We start from the raw sequence: 13783 nt of genomic DNA, 5'->3' as shown, positions 1-13783 counted from the left end.
AGTCTCAACAGGCAATCTTCGATTGCTTTCGAGAATAGCTGACAAGCGCATCAAGTCAATCTGGTCGCTAGGGCAAATGGAATACTGCCTCACTCATTTTTATCTAAGCAGTACATTATCATGAGCAGAAAGAAAAATACTATCCGGAAAGACACAAAATACGATAAAAAAAGAGGGAGTAAGACAAGAATATGAGCAAAAAATTAACCTGTCGACGAGATCAAAAATCCTCGCTAGCCAGCTGATCTATCCAAGATGCTCGGTTTGAATTCAATCATTACAACCGTGGCAGCGCTGCACCTGCCGTATTAAAGGCATAACAATGCGCAGGGGCGACATGCAAGGATAATTTTTGCGATGTCTGAAGGTGGGTCTCTCCGGCGGAAAATTTCGCAGCAAATAAATTTTCAGCACCTGGGAAATTCGCATACACAATGCAGCTATCGCCCAGATGTTCGACAAAATTAACGTCGACATGCAACTGATTCTGCGGGCCAGAATTGTGCGTATCATCCAACAGCAGATGTTCAGCACGAATCCCCACCGTCAGCTTGTCACCGATACGTATCCCGCTGCCATCAACTTGCATCTGTAGCAGACTACCATCCGCCAACTGCACCAGTACGCCTTGGTGATCCGCATTCATCACTATGGCGCTCAGAAGATTCATTTTCGGTGTACCGAGAAACCCTGCAACAAACAAATTAGCAGGATGTTCGTATAAGTTCAATGGTGTGCCAACTTGTTCAATAATGCCGCCATTAAACACGGCAATACGTTGGCCTAAGGTCATTGCCTCAACCTGATCGTGGGTCACATAAATCATTGTCGATTGTAACTCTCTATGCAATTTACTCAGCTCGATACGCATCTGAACCCGCAAGCTTGCATCGAGATTAGACAAAGGTTCGTCAAAAAGAAATAAAGAAGGCTGCCTGACGATAGCACGTCCGATAGCAACACGTTGTCGCTGCCCGCCTGATAAGTCACGCGGCTTACGGTCGAGTAAATGCACGATCTGCAGCGACCCCGCTACTCGCTGCACTGTCGCTGCGATTTGCGCTTTTGGCATGGAAGTCAAGCTTAAACCAAACGCCATGTTCTCGAATACCGTCATATGGGGATACAGCGCATAAGACTGAAACACCATCGCTAGCCCACGCTGTGCAGGAGGAACGTCATTGGCTCTCTGACCGCCAATAATGAGATCACCTTGATCGATGTCCTCCAAGCCCGCAATCATACGCAGTAGCGTTGACTTACCACATCCAGAAGGACCGACGAAGACCATGAACTCGCCCTCCTGAATATGCAAATCAATGTGGCGCAATACCGGATTTTTTCCGTAAGCTTTTGCGAGTTGTCGAAGCTGGACATCGGCCATGTTTTATCTCTGTTATGTTCTTGTTGACGTGTTCAGCTTTATGCGTTCAGTTGTATGCGTTCAGTCGCGGACCGCTTATCAACAATCTCTCAGATAAAACCATGCACTGGCATCGTTCCATCGGCACTGATTTCACCCGCAAACCAAGCGCGAGCAGCATCCACCGCTGGCGGTGCAAAACCATAGGTCAGCAACGCTGGTGCCTGAATATCCAACATCTGAAACGGATTCCAGAGCACCAGATGCAAATCTGGCTTCCAGCTATCACGAACCTGTTGGCTATAACGGATACGGACGGTTGATGCCAGAATCACGAACCGATCATCTTGCGGCAAGCTCGCCCAGTCAAAACTATTCGCATCAGAAAAACAAACCGTCTCGAGGTCATACAGACTACGCAACATGGCACTGACTTTCTCTGCAGAGATGCCCGCTTCTGATACGCCATCGCTGACCACGTCGGCACTGATGACCAATCGTACTTTGCTGCCTTTTTCAGGGGCAACAGGATTGCCGTTGGCAGTTAGTCCACGCTTCCACGCCGATGACATCAGGATACGATCTGCTAATTCGGACTGGTATGCAGAAGACTGACATGGATACGTCTCTGTCAGTTGACGGACACGCGCCATTCGCTGTTCGATCTCTGCTGTTGAAATCTGGCCAGTGGCGATCACTTCAGTTAATGCGTCTAGTGTCTCAAGCTGTGTTTCAGTTGTTCCTAACGCCATAACCAGATCAGCGCCAGCAAGCAATGCTTTGACGGCAGCATTGCCGACGCCATAGCGACCAGCAATCGCATGCATATCCATACCATCAGTAATGACCACGCCTTGATAATTCCATTGATCACGCAATAAACCTGTCAGGATCGGTTTAGACATCGTTGCAGGATTCTCTGCGTCTAGTGCTGGATAAACGATATGCGCCGTCATCATTGCCGGTGCATTACGTGTGACGGCAATTTGAAACGGTGCCAGCTCCAATGCCTGTAATTCTTCGATGGATTTATCAACGGTCGGTAAGTCACGGTGTGAATCGACATTGGTATCACCATGACCAGGAAAATGTTTAACGCAGCAAGCCACGCCTTCCGACAAACTGCCATCCATCCATGCCAAAGCCAACTCACTGGCACGGGTTGGATCGGAGCCAAATGAACGCTCAGAAATAACGGGGTTATTGACGTTATTATTCAAGTCCAGCACTGGTGCAAAGTTCCAGTTAAAACCGAGTGCTTTCACGCTACGCGCAACCGCAGCCCCCACCTGATAACACAGCGCTGGATCATCACTCGCACCCAACGACATCGCCGCAGGCGGCTGCGGAACCCAGGTGGAACGCACCACGGCACCACCTTCTTGATCCAGCGCGATCAAGGATTCAGGTCCCATCACTTCACGCAGATCGGAGGTCAGTTTTTTGAGTTGAATTTCGTCAGTCATATTGCCACGGAACAGACAAATTCCACGAATGTGATGCTGTTTCAGATAGCGCGCCGATTCTGCATCGAGACTGGTGACAGGCATGCGTATCATCACTAACTGTCCTGCTAGTTTGCGTGCTTCGTCTAGGCTCATCACATATTGTTTGTCTTGCGTCATTTTACTGCTCCATCCATACCGCGCATAAAGAAGCGCTGTGTAAATAAAAAGGCGACCAGAATCGGTGCGACTGTCAACATTGTTCCGGCAGCAATCACCCGCGTACTGCTACCGTAAGTTCCCCGCAGATATAACACCCCTGCGGATAAAGGAAAATCTTCTGGCTTCGCAATAATAATCGACGGCCAGATGTATTCATTCCACGCTTCAACCGCAGTTAAAATGCCAACCGTCGCCAGCCAGGGCGTCATGAGTGGTAAAACGATGCGATAAAAAATGACCCATTCAAGGGCGCCGTCCACACGTGCTGCATCGAGCAAATCCTGCGGCACCTCATCGAAGGCCTGTTTTAACAAAAGAATTGAAACGGCAGTTACGATATTTGGTAATACAACACCCGTGTAAGTATCAACCAAACCCAGCTTTGTCATGCTCACGAAGTTGACCAGAAAATTCACTTCAGAAGGTAGAACCATGGTCGCCAGAATAATGCCGAAGACGAGTTTTTTACCCCGGAATGCCATTCGCGATAAGGGATAGGCCGCGAGAGAACAAATAACTAATTTTCCGATCACGGTGGCCGCCGTAATGAGGATGGAATTTTTCAAAAAATTCCACATCGGGATCACACGAAATACCTCAGAAAAATTCTCCAGCGATACCGCCTGCGGCCAGAACGTCGGCGGGAATTCGAACATATTTCCCTTGGTCGAAATCGCCACAACGAACGTCCACCAAAACGGAAAGACGCAAACGATCGCAATAACGGCTAACACTAGATAGTGCAGAAACAAGCGTAACACGTGAGCAGGCCTGAGGTTCATTCGCGGTGCCTCGGCTTGAGGTATTTCAGGCATCCGAATGCGATTCCAATACAGCAAATAGAGACAACAAAACTCGCTGCAAGCCCGCGGGGTAATTTCAGATGTTTTAAGCCCTGATCATAAGCGTAATACAAGGCGGTAAACGTCGAATTCATCGGACCGCCTTGCGTCAACACATCCACTTCCTGATACGCCTTTAACGCCGCCAGAACGGACATCATGCTGCACACCATGATGGTGGGGTATAACATCGGCACCGTGATGCGCCAGAAGCGCTGCCAACGGTTTGCGCCATCTAATATCGCCGCCTCCTGCATTTCCGCAGGCAGCGACTGCAAGGCAGCCAGATACATGACCATGTACCATCCCAGACCGCGCCAGAATGACACGAACATAATCGCAAACAAGGCGAGTGCATCATCAGACAGCCAGCCGAGTGGTACTGTGATCACATGCAATTGCAACAAAACAAAATTCAATGCGCCTTGCTCATGGAACATAAATCCCCACATGATGCCGACCACGGACACTGTCGTTACCACAGGCACATAATACGCGGCACGGAACCACCGAATCGCAGGAAGTTGATTGTTAACCATTACTGCAAGACTCATCGCTCCAATCTGCGTCAATGGCACAACCAGCAAGAAAATCAGGGAGTTTTTCAGGCCAGTCAAAAACATGTCATTGTTAAAGAGCGCCTGATAATTGGCGAGCCCCACCCAATGCGTTGCCCGTATCAGACTAAAATCGGTAAAGCTCAGATACGAGCCATAAAATACCGGCCAGAATGAGAATGCAGCAAGCAACACGAGCGCCGGCATCAGGAACAGATACGCTAATCGGGTTTGATATCGGTGTTGGGTCATGGCTTGTTCACCTTGGCCAGTTTTTTGTTCCAGATCGCGACCGCTTCATTGAGCGCCGTCTGAATATCCGCCCGTCCTGTCACGCCTGCCTCGACCGCTTTGACCAGAAAACGGCGTAGTTCATCATAGTCGTCAATCCCCGACACATACAAGCTGCGCGACGAGTTCATTGACTTTGCTGCCACAGCAGAGGCGATTTCGGCAGCACCCACGTTGGCTGGTAACTGTCTGAAATACGGCTGAGCTAACGCCTGCTTGGTCGTAGGCATGACACCTGCAGTGCGCGCAAACGTAAGTTGATTTTCATCCCCAGTGAGGTATCGCGCAAACTCGGCAATCGCAGACAAATCTTGCTGCCGGACACCTTTAGGAATGCCAAAATGAAACATCCAACCACCATCATTGATGCCCGTTGGCCCTGCTGGCATCGCGAAAATACCTGTCTGGGCATATATATCTGGCGCGTCGGTCTGTACACGTTTGATCGCCGTCGGAGCACTGACCATCACAGCTAAGCGTCCACCGAGATACGCATCAATAACCGCAGGAAAATTATCTTCTGCGAATAATTTCTCTTTCAAAAACCCGTTGGCTTTGTACGTTGCTGCTAGCTTCTTGACCAACGCCACATGGGCAGGTGAATTAAAGACAGCCTTGCCATCTCGAATCAGATCGAGACCTTGCTGCATCATGAAACCGTCGATTTTTCCTAATGCCGGTGCGTAACCAGGCTTACCGGTTTTCGCTGCGACTTGCACTGCAAGCGCGAGCAACTGATCCATGTTATCAGGTGCTTTTGTCATTGCTGCCGCTGTCAACAATTGCTTGTTATAGGCGATGATATTGACGTTACTGTAATGCGGAAAACCATACACTTTTCCGTTAAAACGTAAGTCAGCTAGCGCTGCATCAGTATAAGGAACTGCCTGACCCGCTACGGAGAGATAACGATCGACTGGCTCTAATAAGCCATCGCGGGACATTTCTTCAGCCCACGGCACACTTAGATTAACTAAGGCGGGAGGCTTACCAGCGGCAATTGCAGTGATGAGTTTGAGCTGCAAAATATCCCACGGAAAATCAACCCACTCAATCACAACACCCGGATGTGTCGCCTCATAGCGATGGACCAGATCCTGGAAATACGGAATAAATTTCGGTTTTAGACTCATGGTCCAAAACTCGATTTTTTGTGCGGCGCTTGCTGACTGCTGGGATAGAACAACAATGACGAAGGCGGCAGTGACTAACCGACACCCTCGTTTTAATATACTCCCCCATTTTTTTAAAAAAATCGTCATGTAGTCAACGTTATTTATAGAGATGTTTTTTATACTGAGGGGAGTATGGTTAATCAGATCAAAAAAAAGATGACCGCTATGAAAGCTCGCTTAGTTCGTCTTGGTGACTTTACTCAAGTGACGTGGCTTATCTGGATCTAAACCACGTGCTACCGACAAATGTGCAGCCATCACATAAAACGCCTGAATTGCTACGATAGGATCAAGGTCAGGTGTCGCAGCCACTGGCAATGTGAGGTTACGTTCTTTGATATTGTCAGGGGCAGCCAGCAAGACATTAGCACCACGTCCACGCATTTCTTCGGCCAACTTAATCAAACCATCTTGTGCTGGGCCGCGGGTTGCAAAAATCAGTAATGGGTAACCGTCATGAATCAATGCCATTGGACCGTGTTTGATTTCAGCGCCACTGAATGCTTCGGCCTGAATCACGGAGGTTTCTTTAAACTTCAATGCAGACTCCAATGCCACTGGGAAGCTGATACCGCGACCCACCACCATAATGCGCTGCGCTGGTGTCAATACATCCAATGCAGGAGACCAGTCCAATTTCGTCGCTGCGGTCAGCGCTTCTGGCAATTGCTCAATCGCGTCCAGAAATTCTGCATCATTTTGCCAATGGCCTGCCAGACGTGCCCCTGCCACTAACGAAGTGATAAAACTCTTTGTCGCGGCGACACTTAATTCAGGGCCAGCATGCAGTGGCATGGTCCATTGCGCTGCTTGTGCTAATGGCGATGTGGCATCATTGACCAACGCAACGGTCGTTGCACCACCTTGAGAGAAATAGGAGATCGGTTCAACCACGTCTGGGCTCTGGCCTGACTGTGAAATGGCAATCGCTAACGCATCTTTGGCTTGTAATGGCGCTTTATTGAGCGTCACGAGTGACATCGGCAACGACGCTACAATGCGACCCAGCCTTTGCATAATCAGATAAGCAGCATAGTTCGCTGCATGATCTGAACTACCGCGAGCAACTGTTACGACTGAGGTCGGCGGATACGCGCGCAGATGGGCGCCAAGATCAGCGTAACGGTCACGATCGTGGGTTAATTGTTGAGCGACACGTTCCGCGGAAGAACACGCTTCTTTAAGCATTTGCGAGGTCAATCTTTTCTCCTTCTACATACACAGCAATAAGGTTGAGCTGACGATCCAGCACAACGAGGTCGGCAAACGCACCCGCCGTTAAGCGGCCACGTTCAGATAATCCGAGATAATCAGCAGCATAGGTAGAAACCCGCTTGGAAGCATCCTCCAGATCGAGTCCGATACTGACCAAATTGCGCAAAGCCTGATCCATGGTCAAAGTACTGCCGGCCAGTGTGCCGTCTTCGAGGCGCACTCCCCCCAGACACTTATGCACGACCTGACGGCCGAGCATGTATTGTCCGTCGGGCATGCCTGATGCCGCAGTCGAATCGGTGACGCAATATAGATGGGGAATCGCACGCATCGCCGCTTTAATCGCGCCGGGATGCACATGCAATAAATCTGGAATAATTTCTGAGAACTCAGCGTGTGCCAGTGCAGCACCGACCATACCAGGCGCCCGATGGTCTAGGCGGGACATGGCGTTATACAGATGAGTAAAACCTTTCGCGCCATTTTCTAATGCAGCGACACCCTCTTCGTACGTACCTAATGTATGACCGATTTGTACCTGCATGCCCATGTCACTCAGCTCACGGACTAATTGCAAATGCCCTTCTATTTCTGGTGCAACTGTGATCAGTTTAATGGGTGCAATGGCGTCCAGATGTTTGACCTGATTTAAAGAACCAATATCTGCAAAATCGGGTTGCGCACCAAGTTTTCCGGGGTTGATATAAGGCCCTTCCAGATGCACACCGAGTACACGTGCCGCACCACTTGGTCGCTCAGCAATCACTGGCTGGATCGCCCGCAACGCGGCTTCGATGTCAGCCATCGGCGCTGTCATGGTGGTTGCCAGCAAACTGGTTGTTCCATGCTGCGCATGTTGTCTTGCAATGACTTGGACCGCATCACCTGCTTCCATGGTGTCTTTGCCGCCGGCACCGTGAACATGTAAATCCACAAAGCCAGGCAAAATCGTGAATTCGGGCTCTGCCATGCCATCGACAGAGTGAATTGCTTCGATGCGCTCAGAGAATTGAATATCACCAATAATCCAACCGTCCGGCGTCAGTATTTTTCCGCGTACTTGTTGATGCAAACTCATCTGAATAACTCCGCCACGAAATCATAATAATCGCTACGGCAATAGGAATGCGACAGCTCAATAGCGGTGCCGTTTGGCAGGTAGCCGACGCGGGTAATAAATAACATCGCTGCACCTTGTTTAATATCCGCTAGTCTGGCTTGTTCCGGCGTCGCATTCACCGCTCGGATATGCTGCAACGCGCGCGTTGGCGCCACGTTATGCGAATCGAGGTAGCCGTACAAACTGTCGGTCACCAATTTAGGATTCGGCATATACATCGCCGGAATAGTGGTGCTTTCGATTGCCATCACCACGTTATCAGCGGTACGCAGACGTTTCAGGCGTGAGACGACGGTATTGGGGGACAAGCCCAGCGATAAAATTTCTTCAGGCGATGCGATGCCCGTCTCGCGTGAAATCCAGCGTGATCCTGGAACAAAACCACGCTGACGCAGTTCTTCACTAAAGTTTGTTAAGCGGGACAACGGCTGCTCCAGCTTGGGCGTGATGTACGTACCAGAACCATGCTTACGTGTCAGCAGGCCGCGTTCACACAGCATATCGATCGCCTTACGCGCAGTGACCCTTGAAATTTGCAGTGACTCCGACAGCATGCGCTCGGAAGGCAAGGCTTCGTCAGGTTGCCACTGTCCGCTGTGAATACCGTTCGCTAATTTGTTTGCCAGTTGTAGGTACAACGGCGTAGAACTATCACTATCGGGTTTAAAATCATCCAGTTGTGCCAACATGTTTTTGTCTCTCTGGTTTAGTTTTTTTGCAAATGATGTTGAATCATAATCAACGCACCGTGCGCAGAATCTCCTTGCGGCTTTTGTGCTTTTTGTTGCAATTCTTCTGGTAAATAATGGGCGACTGCTGCTGCCAGTCCACCACATAAAGCAATCGGTAATTCTCCGCTGGCATCCAGTGCATAGGCCATGGCCTGCACTTCTTTGCCTGCGTCCAACATAATTTGTTGCGCCACGTTATTCTCGGCAGCAAAACGGACAACAATCGGTGCCAATTCTGCGTAACGGGTTTGATTCGCGCTGGCTAACCAGCTAAATACGGCATTTTTGTCGCCACCACAATGTGCTAACACGGCCACTGAAAACGGATTAGCAGGTGCCCTGCCATCGAGAGTTCTTTGCAGATGATTGACGGCATGTAAGCCCAACCAAGCACCACTTGCCTCATCACTAGCCGGAAAGCCCCACCCGCCAACTTCACGTCGCTGACCATTGGCTTGCAACACCTCGCCAACACTGCCTGTCCCCAACGCAATCACAACACCTGGCTGACCAAGATGGGCACCCAGTAAGGTGGTATAAGCATCCGTTTCAGCGACCACGGTCGCAAAGCCAGGATTGAGCGCGACAAACTCTGCTGCCCACTGAACGTTATTAACACCAGCCAACCCACAACCGATCGCCATCGATGACAATGTCGGCAATGTGCGCCCAGCATGTTCAAACGCTTGCCCTATCGCCACCAGAATTGAATTCCATGCATGTTGCCGACCATGAACCAGACCAGATGGTCCACCAGCACCACGTGCTAATTCAACCCCATTGGCATCTGCCAACACCACTCGCGTGCCAGTACCACCGCCATCAACCCCAATCAGATAGGCCGATGACGAAGCGATAGTATCCTTGACGATATTTTCTGCCGCGTTCAAATTTACCTCTGAGATCCGTAAATTATTCATTAATTTAATTTTTATACGTAAATTATCGGAAACATAATCCACATTGAAAGTTCTGTTAAACTTAAAGCGTTCACTGTAAAGTTTATTAGTAGTGGCTGTCAATAGGTATTTAAGTGGTATTGTATCGAAATAATACGAGCCAGTAATACCTCTTACTATTTCTAAGACTTCAAACCAATTTTCTTCGATTTCAAACCGACCAAGTCCGGCAAGAACAACACAAAAAGTGCACGCACGATGGTCTTGCTGCCAACTTCCGATCAAACAGCCCGACATCAGCTCAGACGCTTATCCAGTTCACCGAAAAACACCCCGCTGAGGATAATGAAAATCAAGTCGCACCTCACCTACTGAGGTGCCCCTTATCGCGATCCTGTACTGCCATAACAAAATACAAGACAAAACGCATTCCATCGACATCTGCATTACAGAAAATCGTCACAACAGATAGCGAGGGAATGGGCTCTGTGAAAAAAATGGCGGAGCAGAGAATGCTCCGCCATTGTTTGGCTACATCAAGTCAACAAGTAACGTGCCAATTACAGTTTTGCGCGGATACCAAAATAAATCTGGCGACCGTTTTTGTAGAATGCACGTGGTTGATCTGGAGTCGTCGCATAGGACTTCAACATTGGGTCATTCAGATCTTTACCTTCTAACGATAAACTGATGTTATCAGTGATGTTATAAGATACAGAAGCTGATACCGTACCAACGGCATCCTGGTAAATCGCACTGTTACGATCTAGGCCATTGAGGAATGCTGAACGGTAGCTGTATTGCAAGCGAGCGCTGAACTTTTGATTTTCAAAGTACGCACCAAGGTTGTACGAGTTCTTGGATGTACCCACCATACTGCAATCACCCGTTGTAGCGCAGGAAGAACCAGTTGCTTTACCCGTTTCTTTACCATCAGCATACGTGTAGTTCACGTTCACACCAAAGCCGCGACCGATATCCTGAACATACGCCAGTTCGATACCTTTGACTTCAGCCGTCGTATTCAACGCTGCACTCATGTTGTATTTGGTGTAGGCTTTTTGTGCGTTGTTATAGAAAGACTGCACGAAAGAACCGTATGTCACATAAGAATCCATGGACATATCAAACACACCAGCGGACAACAATGATTTTGGTGCAAAATACCACTCGATACCAGCATCAAAGTTAGTCGAACGGATTGGTTTCAGGTTTGGATTACCACCAGAACCAGTCATTTGCGTGTCGAGCAAGGTCAAGGATGCTAATTGACCAAAGTCAGGACGCGCCATTGTGCGGCTCACTGCAAAACGGCTGACCAGATTGTTCGTCAGATCAACACGGAAGTTTGCACTTGGCAAAACATCGGTGTAGCTGTTTTCTGTCACGATTGGTGACCATGTAGCGTTTGGAGAACCATTCTCTACGTGTTCTTTCGTGCTGACCAAACGAACACCGAAGTTACCAGACACTTTTTCTGCATTGAAGTTGGCCATTGCGTAGGCAGACTGCACATCTTCCTCAATCTTGAACTCGGACTGATAGGAATGGTTGTTGAACGTGACGTTTTTATTCGCCCATGCAGTGACAGAATCTCCCGGCATTGTCCACGTATTGTTCAATACGTTAGGCAAGCTGGAAGTGAATGTTGTTACACCGCTTGGTGCACCTGCAATTGTTGTACCTGCAGCGCCAACAGTACCATTCAAGTTTGTCAGATTACGGGAATGTGATGCTGCACGCAGACCAAAGTTCACACTATGCAGAATATCGTTACCAGTAGCCCAAGTACCATCGATCTGACCATAGGACTCTTTATCTTTAGCAGTCACATCAGATGCCCAGCCGCCGATAGGACCATTTGGACGGAAAGTCAGTTGGTTAGAACCTGGCACAACGATCTGTGCTGGCTGGCTCAGGCCAAACAATGTGATGCTGCCACCGCTATAGGCATTCCATACTTCATAGCCAATATCAGTTGTGTGGCCGGTACCTTGCGTCTGACCCAACTTACCGCTGTAGCTCAGTGAATCACTGGCTTTGTAGTTAACATCCAGATTAACGAACTTAGAGTCACTATAAGAGCCAGGACGGACAGCGATATCTTGTACTGTCGTTGACATACTAGAGCAATTGAGACCTGCTGGGCATGTTGCAGGCAGCGTCAATGATGTAATGGTATTGCCAACGATCGTCCATGCAGATGGCGCAACACCACCAGTACCAGACCAGCCATTTGTCATTGCTGAATAGGGCGCGAACATCATGTTACGGTTGACGTTAGTCGCGTCAAGGCGAGAGTAGAAACTAGTCAGGTCAAACGTCAAAGCGGAATTGACTTTGAACTGCGCGTCGAGCATACCACCTTTGCGTTCGCGGTCTTGTTGGAACTGGGATGTACCAGTCAACAAAGAAATGTTCTTACCGACGACTTCAGGATGCGCCTGAACCCAGCCAGAACCATCGTAGCCCGACTGCATCTTGTCCCACCACAGGAATTCCTGACCATCACGCAACAAACTGCGCTTTTCATCAAAAGCCTGTACTAATAAACCAAAGTTACCTTCGTCATTTTTCCAGTTAATCATGCCACTGAATTGACCATTTGTTTTACTTGCTAGGCTAGAATTGACTGCCTCTGCAGAACCCTGCACAGTCAATTGCTGCTTAAAGTCTAACGGCTTACGTGTTTCGATATCGACGCTACCAGCCGCCCCACCCTCAACCAGATTGGCTTGTGAACTCTTATGTACTGTCACGCGACCAATCAACTCAGAAGGAAATAAAGAGTAACTGACACTACGGCCACCGCCAGAAATATTAGCCGCGTACCAGTCACCGCTCGATACGGTGTGACCATTCAATGTCGTCAGTGTCAATGCAGAAGGTGTGCCACGCAATGCAACGCGATCGTTTTCACCGAAACCACCTTCAGTACCGCCCGCTGTTGCAACGCTCACACCAGGAATACGTTGCAGAGAGTCCGCAACGTTTTTATCCGGCATCTTGCCCACGTCTTCCGCCGTAATCACTTCAACCAGTGATTCTGCGTTACGTTTTTGGTTGATCGATTGTTGCATAGAAGCACGGATACCAGTCACAACCACTTCTTGTGTCTGAGGTTGGTCTGCCTGTTGTGCGTACACAGACGTGGATGCCCCCGTTGCCAGAAGTGCGACTGCCAACGCGATTGGCGTCAAACCAGGTGTTGAATTACGTTTCATTTACTCCCCCAAGATTTTTCTAAATCAATTTTTTGTCAAATCACTCAAATTTGCAGAAAGAACAAGTTCTTTACAACACAAAAAACACCAGCATTACTAAACCAAGCAAATCCACTTAGATGCCACTAAAAGTACAAATAGTGCTTGCGCAATACCTGAATTTGTTGAGCAACACAGCAGATCAAGCACATGGAAATATTATTTCCATTTACCCGTTACACCCATAAAAACGACTGAATGTACCCGCATAAACGATGAGTTTTAAGTATTTTTCTCTCACCTTGATTCGAATTTTTCTTAATTTTTATTCGTTTAAACCAAATAAAAATCAAACAAAATGATCGAATGAACCCCACTTTAAGGACGGCAAAAGTGGTTGTCAAGCGGTATCTACGTGGTATTAACATGCCCTATATTGGTATTAATTATAAACATCAATAAAATAACTTAAATCATTGTTTTAAAAAGACTTTATTTAAATTATTTCCAGACCAAATTCAAAGTGGTCTGTTTAGTTTTTCCAACAAACATATATACATATTCACTTGTTTCATATCAAAAAATTGAATATGACGGGGCGAATAAACATCAAAATACAGACCGTCAAAGATGCTTCTCAATAACAAATTCAGTCACTGCAAAAGAGCGTTTGCACAGTGTGAGCGCCATGTTTTAAACACATCCAATACAAAGGACTAT

The 13783-nt window shown here is 48.2% G+C and carries 10 protein-coding genes; all 10 read right to left on the bottom strand.

Translation table 11 applies throughout. The annotated features are described in order from the left end of the window. Nucleotides 1-277: 277 nt before the first annotated feature. The 10 genes from ACO0KV_RS14840 to ACO0KV_RS14795 all read right to left on the bottom strand — a co-directional run bounded on the left by ACO0KV_RS14840 (nt 278) and on the right by ACO0KV_RS14795 (nt 13084). Nucleotides 278-1384: an ABC transporter ATP-binding protein gene (locus ACO0KV_RS14840; protein ID WP_423043391.1), complete on the bottom strand. Its 1107-nt coding sequence runs from the start codon at nt 1382-1384 to the stop codon at nt 278-280. A gap of 89 nt (nt 1385-1473) precedes the next feature. Beyond that, on the bottom strand, nt 1474-2988 hold the full coding sequence (nagZ, locus tag ACO0KV_RS14835) for a beta-N-acetylhexosaminidase (RefSeq protein ID WP_423043389.1): 1515 nt from the start codon (nt 2986-2988) through the stop codon (nt 1474-1476). Next, entirely contained in the window at nt 2985-3812 is an 828-nt protein-coding gene (locus ACO0KV_RS14830; RefSeq protein ID WP_423043388.1) for a carbohydrate ABC transporter permease, read from the bottom strand. The genes nagZ and ACO0KV_RS14830 overlap by 4 nt, the downstream gene beginning before the upstream one ends. Continuing rightward, the gene (locus ACO0KV_RS14825; protein WP_423043386.1) at nt 3809-4681 is read right to left on the bottom strand and encodes a carbohydrate ABC transporter permease; all 873 of its coding nucleotides are present in this window, start codon (nt 4679-4681) and stop codon (nt 3809-3811) included. The genes ACO0KV_RS14830 and ACO0KV_RS14825 overlap by 4 nt, the downstream gene beginning before the upstream one ends. Next, the gene (locus ACO0KV_RS14820) at nt 4678-5982 is read right to left on the bottom strand and encodes an ABC transporter substrate-binding protein (RefSeq protein ID WP_423043384.1); all 1305 of its coding nucleotides are present in this window, start codon (nt 5980-5982) and stop codon (nt 4678-4680) included. Before ACO0KV_RS14820 ends, ACO0KV_RS14825 begins: the two co-directional genes overlap by 4 nt. Before the next feature lie 90 nt (nt 5983-6072). Then, complete coding sequence (locus ACO0KV_RS14815; protein ID WP_423043429.1) at nt 6073-7083, bottom strand: SIS domain-containing protein; 1011 nt, start codon at nt 7081-7083, stop codon at nt 6073-6075. After that, complete coding sequence (gene nagA, locus ACO0KV_RS14810) at nt 7076-8188, bottom strand: N-acetylglucosamine-6-phosphate deacetylase (RefSeq protein ID WP_423043382.1); 1113 nt, start codon at nt 8186-8188, stop codon at nt 7076-7078. The genes ACO0KV_RS14815 and nagA overlap by 8 nt, the downstream gene beginning before the upstream one ends. After that, a complete protein-coding gene (locus tag ACO0KV_RS14805) occupies nt 8185-8919 on the bottom strand; it encodes a GntR family transcriptional regulator (protein WP_423043380.1) in 735 nt (244 codons plus the stop codon). Before ACO0KV_RS14805 ends, nagA begins: the two co-directional genes overlap by 4 nt. A gap of 17 nt (nt 8920-8936) precedes the next feature. After that, the gene (locus ACO0KV_RS14800; protein ID WP_423043378.1) at nt 8937-9851 is read right to left on the bottom strand and encodes a BadF/BadG/BcrA/BcrD ATPase family protein; all 915 of its coding nucleotides are present in this window, start codon (nt 9849-9851) and stop codon (nt 8937-8939) included. A 569-nt stretch (nt 9852-10420) separates the two neighbouring features. Further along, a complete protein-coding gene (locus tag ACO0KV_RS14795) occupies nt 10421-13084 on the bottom strand; it encodes a TonB-dependent receptor (RefSeq protein ID WP_423043376.1) in 2664 nt (887 codons plus the stop codon). Nucleotides 13085-13783: the final 699 nt, after the last annotated feature.

It is taken from the genome of Undibacterium sp. RuRC25W (genome assembly GCF_049339825.1).
GTDB lineage: Bacteria > Pseudomonadota > Gammaproteobacteria > Burkholderiales > Burkholderiaceae_D > Undibacterium.
This window is presented reverse-complemented; position numbering and strand designations above follow the sequence as displayed.

Coding starts and splice junctions, on each gene's coding strand:
- ACO0KV_RS14840 (WP_423043391.1), bottom strand. CDS start 1,384: ATGGCCGATGTCCAGCTTCGACAACTCGCAAAAGCTTACGGAAAAAAT.
- ACO0KV_RS14830 (WP_423043388.1), bottom strand. CDS start 3,812: ATGAACCTCAGGCCTGCTCACGTGTTACGCTTGTTTCTGCACTATCTA.
- ACO0KV_RS14820 (WP_423043384.1), bottom strand. CDS start 5,982: ATGACGATTTTTTTAAAAAAATGGGGGAGTATATTAAAACGAGGGTGT.
- ACO0KV_RS14825 (WP_423043386.1), bottom strand. CDS start 4,681: ATGACCCAACACCGATATCAAACCCGATTAGCGTATCTGTTCCTGATG.
- nagZ (WP_423043389.1), bottom strand. CDS start 2,988: ATGACGCAAGACAAACAATATGTGATGAGCCTAGACGAAGCACGCAAA.
- ACO0KV_RS14805 (WP_423043380.1), bottom strand. CDS start 8,919: ATGTTGGCACAACTGGATGATTTTAAACCCGATAGTGATAGTTCTACG.
- ACO0KV_RS14815 (WP_423043429.1), bottom strand. CDS start 7,083: ATGCTTAAAGAAGCGTGTTCTTCCGCGGAACGTGTCGCTCAACAATTA.
- ACO0KV_RS14795 (WP_423043376.1), bottom strand. CDS start 13,084: ATGAAACGTAATTCAACACCTGGTTTGACGCCAATCGCGTTGGCAGTC.
- nagA (WP_423043382.1), bottom strand. CDS start 8,188: ATGAGTTTGCATCAACAAGTACGCGGAAAAATACTGACGCCGGACGGT.